Here is a 15,327-nt window from a genome sequence, read left to right on the forward strand (position 1 = left end):
TTCTTGCTGCAAGGACTCGCGGCACTGGTGGCCAGAGCGTTCGGCCAGGGTCAGGCCAGCGGTATCGGACAAAGGCACGTCGCACCACACTTCAGGTACGACAGCAGCCCGTCACCTCGTGACTGGTCGCGAGATGGTGTCAGCGGCGTACCGGGTGTTCGGCCTGGTCGGCGCGGAGTCTGGCCGGGAGCTCGGCGGGGATCTCGGCGTAGGGCTCAAGGGCCGAGAGCACTTCGGCCGGGTCGAGGATGGTCTCGACCCGGCCGAGGTGGATGACGTCGGGTTGCCGATCGGGTTCGGTCACCGGATCCCAGGTGAAGTCGACGAGGGTGGCGACATAGGTGCGGTGTGGGCTCCAGCCGACCTGGATCGTGTACCGGTCGAAGCCCGGCTTGGGCATGAGGGTGTAGAGACTCATGGGTTCCTTTCGCGGAGATCTCGCGGCGTTGCCGAGTCGCTGCCTCCCACGACCTGCTGGCTGTCGAAGGCCGCCCGGAGGCCGCCAGCGGCACTGGCGCTCCGGCGCCGCACTCCCCTGCTCTTGACCCCGGCGGAAAGGCTGGCGCCGCTCGGGCCTGTCACGCGCGTACTGCGGTGGGCGCGACGGGAGACTGACCTCCCTCGTAGCAGGCGTCGCGGCGAGCTGGGGCTCAAGCCGGACGGTGTCGGAGACGTTCCTCCGCCGCCTCGATGATCTTGTCTCGGCGGGCGGCGGGCAAATCGGCGAGCAGGCCGACGTAGTGCTGTTCCTGTGGGGTGAGCGGTTCGGCAAAGGCCTGCTTGTAGGCCAGTCGGGCTGCTTCGTATTCGGCCTCGATCGGGCCGCTGTGGTCGTAGGCGGAGGCGACCTCGCGGAGTTGCGCGGCTGCGGCGAGAGGATCTCGGGACAGCGAGGTGTCGTAGAGACGGAAGTTCGCGGGCAGGTCGGCTGCGGTGATGGCGGTGATCAGGCAGAGGTCGGCTTGGACGCTGTAGGGCCACGCGTTGCCGTGGGTGGGTGTCTCGCCGCGGGCGCGCAGCGCGGCACGCTCGGCATACCAGCGCAACCGCGCTTCTTCCGCTCTGCCGGCGAGGGCCAGCAGGATGGCGCGAACGGGATCCATGATCGTTACTCCTGTTCCATCGGGTCGTCGGGCAGAGCGAGGGGGTCGGAATCGACGTCGGCGAGGACCTCCTCGACGACGGTCGGGGGCACCCCGGCCTGTAGGGCTTGAAGGACCGTGTCGGCGAACTGGTAGCTGCCGTCGATGTGGAGGGCGTGTTCGGCGGCCATGGCGGCGAGGACACCGTCGCCGCAGCGCCAGGCGGTGACGGCGAGCAGGGTGGCTGGCGCCGGTACGAGTGGCTCGTCGGCGCGGCGGGTGATGTCGGCCCAGAAGTCGACGTGCCGGCTGTGTGGCTCGGTGAGGCCGACGGCGAGGTCCCGGATGTCCCGGTCGACCAGCAACGTGGTCAGCCACGCCACCTCGTCATCGGTGAGTCGCGCTCCCGCGTCGTGCCGGCCTAGCGCGTCGCGGACGGCCTGCTCACCGGCCTCATACACCGTGGTGCCGCCGACGGCCTGCAATGCCTCCAGTCGGATGCGCGCCTCGCGGCTGGCCCGTTGGATGGCGTCGCGCGCGGCGCCGCGCACCGGCGTGATCTGGCCAGCGACCGACGCCCGGTCGGGCCGAACAACGACGCCCGCGATGGTCGCCCGGACCGCAACCGTTGATGCGATGGGGTCGAACGGGGTTCCCTGGGGCGGGCAGCAGGCAGGGTTGGCGCAGATCAGGCTGAACAGGCGATCCGCAGCGATCCGCAGCAAGTCGACGACGGGCAGTCCGGCGGCGACGAAGGCGTCGTCGAGGGCGCGCAGCGTCGGGTCGATGGGGTCCGGCGTGCCGTAGCCGATGATCACCACGTGGGTGAGCGGTTGTTGCCGCTGCACGACGGAGATGAGCTGATCGGCGAAGGCGTCCAGCTGGTGTGCGTACTCTGAGCCGGCGGGCAGGTCCCCACGTACGGCGAAGGCGATCCGTCGGCCGTTGCAGGCGATGACGACGACGCTGCCGTCGCTGGGATGAAAACCGATGAGGTAGGGCACTGCAGCGGCCAGATCGGCCGGCGAGCGGACTGTCACTTTGTTCTCGGGTGACGACACGATGACCTCCACGATGTGACTCGGGTCGAGGGGATGGGATTGCCGACGGCACGCGGGCCGGGCGGGGTGCGAAGACCTGATGCCGGCTGGTGGTGCCGGCGGCGGTGGCCGGCTGGTGACAGACGGCAGCGGCGGCCACCCGAGTGGTGGCCGCCTGACCGACGGATGGGGCTCCCGATCACCAAAGGGCGCGAGCGGGCTTGACGGATTGCGGCGTGCTGAGGCTGGCGGTGGCGGCCGACCGGGAGCGGTGGGCGCGATGCCATCGCGGACGCGTCAGACGAGCGCGAGAGGAAGAGAAAGAAGGAGCCCTCAGGCTATTCGGGCTCCCAGAGGCAGGGCCCGACGTGTCAGACCAGGCCATCTGTCAGGATCTGACAGCCCAACCGCCGCGATGCTGGTAGCTCGGCTGCGGCACCGACGGAGGCGTCTATGGTCGCCGTAGCACAAGGACGTCCTCGTGCGCGATCAAGTGCATGGGAATGCCGTCGTTGCGAGCGCGGCGAACAGCCAGCAGCACGAACATGTTCGCCCGGTGGACGATATGCCCGTCGCGGACAGCGGCGAGCATCGCCGCACACCGCTGCACCGGAATCAGCCCAACCGACCGGGCGACGGTGAGCAGCTCGCCAGGCAGGTCAATCAGGTCGTCGCGCTGGCGGCGCACCGGCCGGCAGGTGATCACGACGATCCCGCCGGGGCGCAGAAGCCGGTAGCTGGCGGCGAGGATCGCGGCGAACCCGTCGAGCAGACGCGACCAACCACCGTAGGCAAGGTTTCCGCTGCGCCGGTCCCCGTAGTGGTGGTTTCGCTTGCGCACGCCGGCGCTCGTCGTCTGGACCAGTCCATGAGTGCCGCGGCCGTAGGGCGGCGAGGTGAGCACGAGCGCGACTTGACCGACGACGGTGGCGGGCACCAGGTCGAGCAGGCCTGTGGCATCGCCGGTGAACACCCGCGCGGTCCCCGGGGCGTTCTGCCCCATGGCAAGAGCGATGTTGGCCTCGGCGATGGCGGTGTAGCGAGGTTCGATGTCGATGCCGAGTCCATGACGGCCGAGGTGCATGGCCTCGACCAAGGTGGTCCCCGAGCCGCACATCGGGTCGAACACCAGATCCCCCGGCCGGCTGTAGGTGGCGATGGCATGAGCAGCCGCGTGGGGGAGCATCTTGGCCGGATGGCTCGACGTCGTCGGAACGTACCGGCCGCGCCGCTGGTCACGGGCGGGTATCTGGCAGGTCAGCCACACCGAGGTGACCGGCAGCGAGTCACCCATGGCCGTCGCCGAGCTGCATGGTGCCTCTGGTCAGGATCAGCACGTCGGTATGGATGTCGAGGTGGGCGCGCAGGCCGCGCCGGGGCGGACGGTCAGCAGCCACGATGTGCTGCAGATACATCAGTCCGGTGCGCTTGGCGGCGACGACCACGTCGACAGGCAGGGCAACGTCTTCGTGCGGCAGCAGCACCGCGACGCAACCACCAGGCACCAGACTCGCACGGCAGCGGGTGAAGAACTCCTCCGGCACGGCAGCCTCGTGAGGCGGCCAGCCGGAGACGATCAGCGCCGCCGGTTCCGAGCCCCGCCCTCCGGGACCCGTCAGGATCAGATGAGCACGGCGCTGCGTGCCGATAATCGCGCGGGCCAACTGCGGCCCCACCGCCAAGTCAATGATCAGATCGGATCGGCGGCTGAGATTGTGGACCAGCCGCACACCCATCGCGTTGGACATGGTCTCCCCCACCTGCGGCGCGGGGACCGGCCACACGGTGATCGGCACAGGCGGGTCGCCGGGCACCACATCCCCCACAGGATCGGGTGCGCGACGTGGATTCTTGTCGGTCATAGGCACGGTGGCCCCCGGACCGGCGGACGTACTGACGATTCCCAGGACCACGCTGACAGGCCGATCGAACCCACCCCTGGTCTGACAGGATCCATCAGCTCGACGGCAAGCGGCGCCCGGTCAGCAGGCACGGCCCGCCCTGAGGTGTGAACCTGTCAGGGTCGGACACGCCCCGTCCGACCCTGACAACCGACTTTGGTGTCAGGTCGAGCTGTCCCAATCGAGGGCCTCGGGAACGTCGCAACAGGCGACGTCCTCCGATCGAGGGGACCTCACTGTGGCACCAACGACGTACGCGACGCCGACCCACACGGCGTTGACCACCGCCGAGAAGGCGTTCGAACTGCTGACCTGCGAACCCGCACCGCTAATGTTCGACGCACGGCCGGTGCCGGGCCTGCCGGACAGACCACTGCCGCTGGACGAGCTACGCACGTTGCTGCTGAGCGAGCATCACAGCAGCGACACCACCGACGTGCTGTGGCGACAGCTGGCCCACCACGCCCGCGCGTGGGGACCGGCCTGGGTCGTAGGCGCGATCGGCGTCGCGCTCCCCGCGCTGACGCACCTTGCGGCAAGGATCAGCCGCGGCAGGCCGAGGCACGCCGACGATGTGGACTCCGAAGTCCTCGCTGGCTTCCTCAACGCTTTGCGCACCGCAGACCTGGCGCCGCCGCGGTTATGGCTCCGGCTGTGCTGGGCCGCCTGGCGCGCCGCAGTCGCCGTCGTCAAGGTCGACGATAGTGAGGAACTGCCACCCGAGCTTGCAACCGGCTCGCGGACACCCAGAATGCCCTACGGGCACCCGGATCTACTGCTCGGCCGGGCAACTGCCGTCGGCCTGATCACCCCCGACACGGCCGAACTGATCAGTGCGACCCGTTTCGGCAACGCCCTGATCGAGCACCTGGCCGCCGAACAAGGCGTGACCGCACCTGCACTGCGGATGCGCCGACGTCGCGCCGAGCACCTCGTGGCCGCCGCTGTCAGCCGGGGCGACCTGTCCGGCCCGATTCCTTCCGGATACCGACCTCACAGGCACTGACCATGGCTGTCGAACCCTCCGGGGCGGGGCGCCAGCGGCATGAAACCCACAAGGAACCAACCCGCGCCTCTTCCGCACGTAGGCGGCATTTGCGGGCCTCTCCGGTCACGGGCGTGCCTGGTTACACTGCTCGGCTATGCGCTCGGTCGAGGTCCTCGAACAGTTCGACGCCGCAGCCGAGGAGTTCCTGTTTCCGGACCTGGGCCACGGCTACAACTACGCTGTTGACGTTCGGCTACATGGATATCGCGACGCTGAGCAGTGGGCCCTCATCGTCGAGGCGGTCGGCTATTCGCCACGGGCCGGCAACCTCACCGACGTGCTCCACGTGTTCGGCAACTGCCTAACCAGCGGCGAACCTGGCTATGGCAACGGTGACTTTCTCGACCGAGTCGACAACTGGAACGAGATAGAAGATCCCGACGAGCCCGAGACCTACCAGGGAGGACCGGTAGTGGTTCGTGGGCAGACGATCGCCCTTGCCGCCGAGCCGGGCGAGGACCTGGTCGACGTGCTGCGCCGGCTCGTTCCACGCCACCGTGAGCTTCTCCTAGCCGACGAGGAAGAACTGCGGCGCCGAATCCGGGTCGACATACCCGAGGTGCTCCGGCTGGACCAGTGGAACCACCCCGACCTGGCCGGCGGGCTACGACCCAGCGAGTCTGAGACCTTCCGCCAGATTGCCGATGTCCTGACAACCGGCGACCTCAGGCGATACGCGCCGAGCCTGCCGCCCAACACCCACTGGTCCAACTGGCCGGACTCGGGAAGCCTGTAGCCGGGCCGGACCAAGCCACTCACCTCGTAGCAGAAGAGCCTATGACCTGTACCGTCTGCGCTCGTGATCCCGCCCTGCCATGGCTGCGGTGAACCGGCCGCGCCCGTCGGCGGCATGAGCGGATACCCGACGAGACGACGAGCAAGCCGCGCTGACCACGAAGGGACGAGCGTGCGGGACGACTATCCGGCGACGGTTCGGGTCCGCGGTCTCGTTGTTCCTGACCTGCTACTCGTTCTCCTGCGGGAGGGCAGGTGGAACCATCCGGGCGAGCCTGCTGTCGCTCGGGTCATGCCCTGGTTCCACGATCTGCTGGACTTTCTCGGCAGCATCGAGCAGATGGAGCGGGAGTCACAGTCGCTCGACCGCCTGATCCAGGATGACGAAACGGCGGAGCTGTTCCGATGCGCGCGAGAACCGACGGCAACCGGTGCGGTCGAACTCCCGTGGCTTGACGTTGACCGCGCCTTCTTCATCGCCGTGGCGCAGTACGCCGGTGACGACACCGCGATTGCGCTCGACTACCGAACGAGTTCGGCTGATCCACGAGTCGTTGCCAGCGATGTTTGGACCAGCTCTGCGCCTTAGGCCTGGCGAACGGTCGCCGAAACCTTCTCCGAGTTCGTAGCCGAGCTGCGCCTCGACGGAGCGGACGCCGAGCCGGCCGGCTGAGCGTGAACGACGCCGGGCACCCGCAAACGCGCGGCGGGGATGAGAGCGACGAAGAGGGTTTCGCCGTCTGCCGTCGCAGGCGATGACGCACGAAGAATCCGCACTGGTCAGCGACCGATGGCCGCGACTCGCAGCGGAACTTGCCGGCGCGCTCCGTGAAGCCGACGAGGATGACCTGGCGGGGCAGGTCGCCGACCTCCGAATCCTCCAGCATGTGGCTGCCGCGACGCCTTCTGCCAGAGCTTCTACACGCAGCCTCCACCGGACGGCGCCTACGGCGCCGGCCACCGGAACGTCGGGCTCAGCCCGGACCGGTCGGGCATGCTCGTCCTTGATGTGGTCGACAACCTGATCGTGTACGTAGAAGTCGTCGACCGGCCACCTTTCAGCTGACACTCCGTGATTCCTGGGCGCAACAGGCCCCGTCACCGCGCCCAATACGCGGCATGAGAACGCGCCCGCAGCACCACATCTAGGGTGTTGCCGTGATCCTCTCGGATTGGTCGGATGTACCCGATCGCCTGGCCAGATTGTCGACGCACCCGTTTGCCGGCATGGTCTTCGGAGCCAGCGGTCATCAGTGGCGACGCGAGCCTCCTCTGACCACGGATGAGCTGGCCGAGCTGGAATCACAGTTAGATGTCGAGCTACCTGCCGAGTACCGTTCCTTCCTCCTGCAGGTCAGTCGCGGGGGCGCAGGCCCGGCGTACGGCCTCTTTCCCGTTCATCGGATAGACGGCCGCTGGCGTTGGGAAGGCGGCGGTGCCGAACTCACCGACCTGAAGACGTTGAGCCGGCCGTTCCCGCACACCGAAGCATTCAACCCCGCAGACGACCTGCCCGATCCCCCTGGTGAGGCGGACTTCGACTCCGAAAACAAGTTCAACGAGGCTGAAGACGCTTACTGGCAGCAGCACGAAGCTGTCGTCTTCTCGCCCGAACACTCCATCGGGCTGCTCTATCTCTGTCACCTTGGCTGCGCCTACCGCGAAGCCCTCGTCATCAGCGGACCAGCTCGCGGTCAGATGTGGGGCGACGACACCGCCAGCGACGGCGGGTTCCTGCCTCTGCACGAGCCCGACGGGAAGCCGACAGGCTTCACGCGCTGGTACCGAGGCTGGCTCGAACAGGCCGAAGAGCAGACCCAGTCCCGATGGAGCCGGAACGCTCTGTAGCACGCAAGGCGGCAAATGCGGACGCCTCATCAGAGTCGGCCCCACAGCGACCACTACGGTGAGGGCGTGCAGATTCCCGATCTCGGTACGGTGGTCAAGGACGCCGATCTGGGTTGGTATCGCAGTGCGCCGATACCGGTGCCGGTGTTAGGCGGTGGACCCTGCCTCATCATGATCGACGGCTACGACGACGACCCGGCGCAGGAGGACTTCCACGCCGCGATTCGCAACTTCCTCGCGCTCGACCACTCGGCGTTGGCCGAGGCCGCGTCGTCGATCTACGCCTACTACCGCGACGTCCTGGATGACATCCTGGCCGTTGGCGACGACGAGTGGCACGTCGAGATCAGCGGCCCCGAAGACGTCCTGGCCCACGTCCAGCTCGGCAACGAGCCGATCGTCGTACGCGATTCCAACGGCGATCAGCACGTCTATGTCTCGGTCGAATGCGAGTGCGCCTGGGAACCTGAGCACGGCCTGCAGATCGTGTTCCGCGACGGCGCCACGGTGACCAAGGTTGGACCGTACGATGGCCACCTCACCAACTCGGCCGCCCACGCCGACGACGAACTCGACGGCGTCGTGTACCACCGCTCCCGGTGACGGTTGCAGTTAGATTGGGCCGCGCTCGATGCACTCGAAGCGACAGAGGCCGCGCCACAGAACTTCGGGAGTCGACTGAAGGCGACAGGAGCGCAGGCGGCGCTGTGCCGGATCCAGATGACGAACCCTGCGAGCTGGGACCCTGCCAACTGCCAAGATCGGATGCAACTGTCATCGGCAGTTGAGCGCGTTGTAGGCGCATCAGCAGCCTGCGCTGAGCGGGTGCCGGGCCGGCTCGAGCAGGGTCAAGGGTCGAATGTTTGCCCGCTCGTTGACTGGTCGTGTCGGGGCGTGACAGGCGGCAGGCGGGTTCGATCTGTCTGACAGCCCCGTTCTGGGCGGTGCATGTCCTCCATGGCATGCCCGCCCGGCGGGGGTCGTTTGCGCGGCGGGGTCTGAGGTGAGTTCGGCATGGCTGGCGCGGCGTACTGACACCGCTATCCCTGCGCTAGACCGCAAGGGAGGAGCGCCCCCACCGACCCCACATCAGCCCTTCGTCAAGTTCCCGCCGGGCGGCACACAGAACCGTTCTGGAGTGCCGTCATGCACCTGACGCTGTCCGTCCTGTCGGAGATCGCCGCCGCGCCACAGCCGGTAGCGGTCAATTCCATCAATCAGGTCATTTCCAACATCACCGGCTGGATCATGGGCATCATCGCGTTGGTCGCGACGATGTTCCTGGTCATCGGTGGTCTGCGGTACATGGCCGCCGGCGGTGACCCGGCCCAGGTCGAGCAGGCCAAGGGCAACTTCAAGTCCGCGTTGGTCGGCTACGCCTTGGCGGTGTTGGCCCCGGTGATCCTGCAGGTCTTGCAGGGCATCCTCGGCGGCTGAGGATGACCACCTGGGTGATGAACGATCTGGTCCGCTGGCTCGCCGAGCGAGTAATCGATCTCCTCGGTGGCCTGCTGGCTTTCCTGACGTCCTCGATCTTCGTGTCGCCGGATGTGACCGGGCTGCCGCAGGTGCAGTCGATCGCCGGGAAAAGCGCCCTCGTGGTCGACGCCTGCTTCATCCTCGCGATCGTCGCCGCGGGCGCCGCGGTCATGCTGGGCGACTCCATCGAGACCCGCTACACGGTCAAGCAGCTCGTGCCGCGGCTCGTGGTCGGGTTGGTCCTGTCGGCGTTCGCAGTTCCGTTGACCGGCGTGCTCATTGAGGTGGCGAACGCGTTGACCGTGTCGCTTGCCGGGGTGGACGCCCCGACGACCGAGGCGGTCACCTTCGTCAAGGCGCGGCTCGCCTCCGCGATGGGGGATCCGAGTTCAGGCCTGCTGATGCTGATCATCGGGCTGCTCATCGTGGTGCTGATGTTCCTGCTCGTCGGCGGCTGGCTGACCCGCATCGCGGTGCTGGTCGTGTTGGCCGGTGTTGCGCCGGTGGCCCTGGCGTGCCACGCGACCCCTTGGACCGAGGGGGTCGCGCAGTTGTGGTGGCGGTCGGTGTTGAGCTGTCTGGCCACCCCGACGATCCAGGCGGTCACCTTCTCGGCCGGCGTCAACCTGGTGATCGATCCGCGGGGGAACCTGCCAGTCCTGCTCGGTCTACCTGGCTCCGACACCCTGAACCTGCTGCTCGTGGTCGTCGTGCTGTGGATGACGGTCAAGGTTCCGAGTCTGGTGCGGCGGTTCTCCGGTCAGCAGGGCCGCAGCGTCGGCATCGGCGGCGTCGTCCTGCGAACGGTGGCCCTGCAGGGGATGACCCGCAACCTGGGCCGGCTCAGAGCCGCCCCGGTCCGGCGCACGCCGCTGGCGTCGAGCAACCCCATCCGCCCGCCCTACCGCCACATGCCCGGCGTCTACCCCAGCCCGGAGTGATCAATGAGCAATCTGGATGAGGCGGTGCCGCGTGCGGTGGTGCCGGCCAACGTCAACGAGCCGGACCGGGTCGCGTTCGGGCTCACCTTCCGTCAGCTCGGCATCATTGGCGGCGTCGGCTTGGCCGCTGCCGGTGTCTACCGGTCGTTCGGGCATCTGCTGCCGCGGCCCGTGTGGCTCGTCGGCGGTGCTGTCGTGTTCGCGGTCGCGGTCGTGGTGGCGCTCGGCCGCCGCGACGGCCTGCCCTTGGACGTGTGGCTGCGGCACGCCTTCACGCTCTCGCACAGCCCTCGCGTGCTGACACCCGGGACGGCCCGCGCGGTCCCGGGCGCGGCCGTGGAGGGGAAGCCGATCGTGCCGGCGCTGTTGCGGTCGCCGGTGACGGCGGTCAGCCCCGCTGGTGTGCTCACCAGCGCGGGTAGTGACAAGGTGGTGATCGCCTGCGGCACCACCAACATTCACCTGCGCACCGGCGGGGAGCAGGGGGCGTTGTTGGACGGGTTCGGCCGGTTCCTCAATGGCTTGACCGGGCCGGCGCAGATCGTCGTGGCCGCGCAGCGCCACGACCTGGCCGCACATGCGCGGTCCGTCGCCGATAACGCCCGGCGCCTGCCGCACCGGGCGCTGCAGGCCGCCGCCGAGGACCACGCCGCGTTCTTGCTGAAGCTTGACGGCGAGCGTGATCCGTTGCGCCGGCAGGTCCTGGCGGTCGTCACCGGCGCGCGAGCGGGCGACACCGCGGTGCGGGCGTTGTCCGGGCTCGGCGTGCACGCCGCCGTGTTGGACGGGTCTGCGGTGTGCGCCGCGCTCGCGGGCGCGGTCGACCCGTTCTCCCCACCGGTGCCCGGCCCGCGCGCGGTGCCCGGCGTCCCCATCACTCTGCGGAGCAGCACATGAGCCTGGTGAAGACCCCCAAGAAGAGTGTCCGAGGCGTAGAGGGTGTGCCGGGGCCGGCCGCGTTGTCGGTCACACCGTCGCATGTGCGGGTTGGTGACGGCTACGCCGCCACCTACGTCGTGTGCGGCTACCCGGCGGAGGTCGGCCCGGCGTGGCTGGACCCGCTGCTGTCCTACCCTGGGCGCGTCGACGTCGCCGTTCACCTGGACCCGGTGGTGCCGCAGTTGGCCTCGCCGATGCTGAAGCGGCAACGCGCCCGCCTCGAATCCTCGCGTCGGCTCGACGCCGACGCCGGGCGGCTGGGCGATCCGATGGTCGAGGCCGCCGCAGCCGATGCCGCGGATTTGGCTGAGCGGGTCGCCCGCGGGGCGGCGAAGCTGTTCGAGGTCGGCATCTACGTCACCCTCCACGCTCGCACCCTCGACGACCTGGCCACCCTCACCGCTGGGGTGAAGTCGGCGGCGGCGAGTGTGCTGTTGGACCTGCAGCCGGCGACGTTCCGTCACCAGCAGGGCTGGCTCTCGACCCTGCCGGTCGGGGTGGATCCGCTGCGGATGCGCCGCGTGCTGGACACCACCGCTCTCGCGGCGGCGTTTCCCCTCGCCTCGCCGGACCTCCCCGCCCCCACCCCCGGCAGCATTCCCTTGGCGGAGGGGGTGTTGTACGGGGTCAACACGACCTCCAACGGGGTGCTGGTGTGGAACCGGTGGGCGCAGGACAATCACAACTCGGTCGTCCTCGCTCGCTCCGGGGCGGGCAAGAGTTACTTCGTCAAGCTCGACGTTCTGCGCAACCTGTATGAGGGCACGACCGTCAGCGTCATCGACCCTGAGGACGAGTACACGCCGCTGGCCGACCACGTCGGTGGGACGGTGGTGCAGCTGGGCGTGCCCGGGGTGCGTATCAACCCGCTTGACCTGCCCGATGACCGGCGGCCGGACACGCTCACCCGACGCGGCCTGTACCTGCATACGCTGATCGCGGTCATGCTCGGTGCGGCCCCGCCGCCGGCCGAACGTGCCGCCCTGGACCGGGCCATCACCGCCACCTACGCCCGCGCCGGCATCAACGCCGACCCGGGCACCTGGACGAAGCCCGCTCCCCTGCTGCGTGACCTGGCCGAGGTGCTCGCCGGGGACGATGATCCGGCGGCCGGGCAGCTGGCCGCCCGGCTCGCTCCCTGGACGGTGGGGAACTTCGCCGGCCTGTTCGACGGGCCCACCACCACGGTCCCGCATGGGCACCTGGTGGTCTGGTCGCTGCGACACCTGCCCGACGAGCTGCGGACCATCGGCACGCTGCTGGCGCTCGACTCGATCTGGTCGGGCATCGACACCCCGCCGGCCGGCACTAGCCGGGGTCGGCATCTGGTGGTGGTGGATGAGGCCTGGCTGCTGATGCGCGACGGCGAGGGCGCGCGGTTCCTGTTCCGGATGGCGAAGGCGGCCCGCAAGCGGTCGGCGGGGTTGTGCGTCGTCACGCAGGACGCGGCTGATGTGCTGTCGACCGACCTGGGGCTCGCCGTGGTGTCCAACGCCGCGACGCAGGTGCTGATGCGGCAGAGCACCCAGTCGATCGACGCTGTGGTGGAGGCGTTCAACCTCACCGCGGGTGAGGCGCGGCTGCTGCTGGCCTCGCCCCGGGGTGAGGGGTTGCTCGTCGCGGGCCGGTCGCGGATCCCGTTCCGTGCCGTCGGGTCGGCCGCGGAGCACACGATCGCCGTCACGGGCATCGGGGAGACCGAGTGACCGTCACCCCGGGCTGGCCCGCCGACATGGGGCATTGGGTGCTCGCCCGGCCGTGGCTGGCCTTCGTCGCCGCCGCGATCGTTGTCGCGGCGGTGTTCGGGCATGACCAGGTGCTCGCCTGGCGGCACCGGCGGTTCACCGCCGGTGCGCGATGGCTGACCGTCGCTGCCCCACCGCAGGTCACTGCCGAGGCCGCCGCAGCGTTTTGGACCACCCTCACCGGCGTCCTGACGCCGTCGGTGTGGCGCCGCCGGGTGTTCGGCTACCCGCATGTCGGCTGGGAGTACACGTGGACCGGCCGCGCGCTGATCATCCGGGTCTGGGTGCCCGGCACGGTGCCGCCCGGCGCGGTCGAGGCCGCTGTCCGCGCGGCCTGGCCTGCCGCCACCATCACCACCGCAGATGCCGCCGCGCCGATCCCGCCGCTGGTCGGTGAGGGGGTGGGTGGGGCGCACTGGCCGCAGCACCCCGATGGGCTGCCGCTGCGCGGCGACCACGACACTGATCCGCTGCGGGCGCTGCTCGCCGCCGGCGCCGAGGTCGGCCCTCGCGAGCACGCCTGCGTGCAGGTCCTCGCCCGGCCGGCGCGAGCCCGCCGCGTCCGCGCCGCCCGCCGGGCCGCGGCAACCGCCGCCACCCACCCGCACAGGCGGCCGGACCTGGCCGCGCGGGCGGTGTCGGGCATGGCGAGGCTGGCCGTCGAGCCGCTGCTGTGGCTGCTCGAGGTGTTCACGCCGGGCCCGTCCAGGCCGCCGCGCGCCTCGGCTGCGGCGGGTCGGGTGGCCGAGCGGGATCCGGTGGCCGCGGCTGAGGCCCGCACGGTCGTGGACAAGGCGGTGCGGGTACCGCACTTCGAGATCGCGGTCCGGTTCGCCGTCGCCCGCGACCCGGACACCACACCACCAAACACGGAGCGGACCAGGCAGACCCGTGAGCGGCTGATCGGGCTGGGGCACACCATCGCCTCGGCCGCCGCCACGTACACGGGCCCGAACCGGCTGCGGCGCATGAAGATGCCCCACCCGGCCGCCACCCTCGCCGGGCGCCGGTTGCGGCGGGGGTTCCTGGCCACCGTGGCGGAACTCGCGGCCCTCGCCGCGCTGCCGCAAGACCTTGCCGTGCCCGGCCTGGACCGCGCCCGAGCGAAGGCTGTGCCGGCGCCCGTGCAGGTCCCCGGCGGCGGGCGTGGAGTCAAGATGCTCGGCCGCGCGCAGATCGGCCGCCACAAGGTCGGGTTGACCGTCACCGACGCCCGCCAGCATCTGCACGTGGTCGGCAAGACCGGCGTCGGGAAGTCCACGCTGCTGCTGAACATGATCCTCGGCGACATCAAAGCCGGCCGGGGCACGGTGGTCATCGACCCGCGCGGAGACCTGATCACCGACATCCTCGACCGGCTCCCCGCCACCTCCGCAGACAAGATCGTGATCATCGACCCGGACCAGGAGAACCCCGGCTGCTTCAACCCGCTCGATGACCGAGGAGACCCGCACCTGGCGGTCGACAACCTGGTGGGAATCTTCGCGAAGATATTCCAGGGGCAGTGGGGGCCGCGGATGGACGACACCATGCGGGTGGCGTGCCTGACGCTGATGCGCCACGCCAAACCGACGCTGAGCCTCGTGCCGTCGCTGTTGCAGGACAAGGACTTCCGGGCCCGGTTCACCCACGGCCTGGACGACCCGGACGGTCTCGGCGGGTTCTGGGTCTGGTACGACGGCATCAACGAGCAGTTCCGCGGGCAGGTCATCGCCCCGGTCCTGGCCCGGCTGCGGGCGTTTCTGCTGCGCGACTTCGTCAAGTCGGTCATCGGCAACGCGCACAGCTCGTTCGACATGGGTGGGGTGCTCGACGGTGGGGTGCTGCTGTGCCGGCTGCCCAAGGGGGTGCTCGGGGAGGAGACGACGAGGATTCTGGGCTCGCTGATTGTCGCCCGTGTCTGGCAGGCCGCCATCGCCCGCGCCAGCGTCCCGGAGGACCAGCGCCGCGACGCCGTGCTGTACGTCGACGAGTGTCAGAACTTTCTGACCCTGCCCGGCTCGGTCGGGGACATGCTGGCCGAGGCGCGAGGGTTCCGGCTGGGTCTGGTGCTGGCGCACCAGGACCTGGCGCAGCTGCCGAAGGATGTCGCCGCGGCGGTGTCAGCCAATGCCCGGTCGAAGCTGTTCTTCAACGTCGACCCGGCCGACGCCCGCGAGCTGTCGCGCCACACCAGACCGGAGCTCGACGAGCACGACCTCGCCCACCTCGACGTCTACACCGCCGCCGCGCGGCTGCTGGTCGGCAACCGCGAGCTGCCTGCGTTCACGTTCACCACCAACCCGCCGGCGGAGGTGGTGGGTGAGGCGACCGCGATCCGTCAGGAGTGCGCCGCCGCGCACCGCCGCGCCGACGGTGAGCCGCCGATGCAGCAGGTCGCCCGCTCGGCGATGAAACGGCGGATGGCCGGCCGGGAGCGCTGAGCAAAGGCCTGCTCGTTTCGGGCCTCGTCCGGGTGCTGCGGTGAGGGCTCGCTTGGGGGTGTCCGGGAGACGAGGCCTCACCCGAGCCCTCCCCCGCCGGCCTGTCAGGTGCCTGACCTGCCCGTATCTGGCCTGCCGTCGGCCTG

At 69.5% G+C, this 15,327-nt stretch carries 15 protein-coding genes; 10 read left to right on the top strand and 5 right to left on the bottom strand.

Annotation, left to right across the window (positions count from 1 at the left end; translation table 11 throughout):
- Window positions 1–139: 139 nt before the first annotated feature.
- The 5 genes from FB455_RS29955 to FB455_RS29975 all read right to left on the bottom strand — a co-directional run bounded on the left by FB455_RS29955 (window position 140) and on the right by FB455_RS29975 (window position 3,984).
- Window positions 140–418 carry a hypothetical protein gene (locus FB455_RS29955; protein WP_145755573.1) on the bottom strand — a complete coding sequence of 93 codons (279 nt, stop codon included), beginning with the start codon at window positions 416–418 and terminating at the stop codon, window positions 140–142.
- Window positions 419–650: 232 nt separating this feature from the next.
- Window positions 651–1,103 carry a hypothetical protein gene (locus tag FB455_RS29960; RefSeq protein ID WP_145755574.1) on the bottom strand — a complete coding sequence of 151 codons (453 nt, stop codon included), beginning with the start codon at window positions 1,101–1,103 and terminating at the stop codon, window positions 651–653.
- A gap of 5 nt (window positions 1,104–1,108) precedes the next feature.
- Entirely contained in the window at window positions 1,109–2,143 is a 1,035-nt protein-coding gene (locus tag FB455_RS29965; RefSeq protein ID WP_145755575.1) for a DUF4192 domain-containing protein, read from the bottom strand.
- A 430-nt stretch (window positions 2,144–2,573) separates the two neighbouring features.
- On the bottom strand, window positions 2,574–3,416 hold the full coding sequence (locus FB455_RS29970; protein ID WP_145755576.1) for a DNA methyltransferase: 843 nt from the start codon (window positions 3,414–3,416) through the stop codon (window positions 2,574–2,576).
- A complete protein-coding gene (locus tag FB455_RS29975) occupies window positions 3,409–3,984 on the bottom strand; it encodes a hypothetical protein (protein ID WP_486481615.1) in 576 nt (191 codons plus the stop codon). Before FB455_RS29975 ends, FB455_RS29970 begins: the two co-directional genes overlap by 8 nt.
- A gap of 316 nt (window positions 3,985–4,300) precedes the next feature.
- Between FB455_RS29975 and FB455_RS29980 the strand changes: the two genes are divergently transcribed.
- The 10 genes from FB455_RS29980 (at window position 4,301) to FB455_RS30030 (ending at window position 15,181) form a co-directional block, all read left to right on the top strand.
- Entirely contained in the window at window positions 4,301–5,029 is a 729-nt protein-coding gene (locus tag FB455_RS29980) for a hypothetical protein (protein ID WP_486481616.1), read from the top strand.
- Between the two features lie 136 nt (window positions 5,030–5,165).
- Window positions 5,166–5,807: a DUF7003 family protein gene (locus FB455_RS29985; RefSeq protein ID WP_145755578.1), complete on the top strand. Its 642-nt coding sequence runs from the start codon at window positions 5,166–5,168 to the stop codon at window positions 5,805–5,807.
- A 171-nt stretch (window positions 5,808–5,978) separates the two neighbouring features.
- On the top strand, window positions 5,979–6,395 hold the full coding sequence (locus FB455_RS29990; RefSeq protein ID WP_145755579.1) for a hypothetical protein: 417 nt from the start codon (window positions 5,979–5,981) through the stop codon (window positions 6,393–6,395).
- 569 nt (window positions 6,396–6,964) lie between these two features.
- The gene (locus FB455_RS30000) at window positions 6,965–7,654 is read left to right on the top strand and encodes an SMI1/KNR4 family protein (RefSeq protein WP_486481617.1); all 690 of its coding nucleotides are present in this window, start codon (window positions 6,965–6,967) and stop codon (window positions 7,652–7,654) included.
- A gap of 66 nt (window positions 7,655–7,720) precedes the next feature.
- A complete protein-coding gene (locus tag FB455_RS30005; RefSeq protein WP_145755580.1) occupies window positions 7,721–8,257 on the top strand; it encodes a DUF6985 domain-containing protein in 537 nt (178 codons plus the stop codon).
- A 543-nt stretch (window positions 8,258–8,800) separates the two neighbouring features.
- Entirely contained in the window at window positions 8,801–9,091 is a 291-nt protein-coding gene (locus FB455_RS30010) for a pilin (RefSeq protein ID WP_145755581.1), read from the top strand.
- 2 nt (window positions 9,092–9,093) lie between these two features.
- Complete coding sequence (locus tag FB455_RS30015) at window positions 9,094–10,074, top strand: conjugal transfer protein TrbL family protein (RefSeq protein WP_145755582.1); 981 nt, start codon at window positions 9,094–9,096, stop codon at window positions 10,072–10,074.
- A gap of 3 nt (window positions 10,075–10,077) precedes the next feature.
- Complete coding sequence (locus tag FB455_RS30020) at window positions 10,078–10,971, top strand: PrgI family protein (protein WP_145755583.1); 894 nt, start codon at window positions 10,078–10,080, stop codon at window positions 10,969–10,971.
- The gene (locus FB455_RS30025) at window positions 10,968–12,719 is read left to right on the top strand and encodes a TraG/VirB4 family ATPase (protein ID WP_145755584.1); all 1,752 of its coding nucleotides are present in this window, start codon (window positions 10,968–10,970) and stop codon (window positions 12,717–12,719) included. The genes FB455_RS30020 and FB455_RS30025 overlap by 4 nt, the downstream gene beginning before the upstream one ends.
- The gene (locus FB455_RS30030; RefSeq protein WP_145755585.1) at window positions 12,716–15,181 is read left to right on the top strand and encodes a type IV secretion system DNA-binding domain-containing protein; all 2,466 of its coding nucleotides are present in this window, start codon (window positions 12,716–12,718) and stop codon (window positions 15,179–15,181) included. Before FB455_RS30025 ends, FB455_RS30030 begins: the two co-directional genes overlap by 4 nt.
- Window positions 15,182–15,327 lie beyond the last annotated feature (146 nt).

This window comes from Micromonospora sp. CNZ296 (assembly GCF_007827635.1).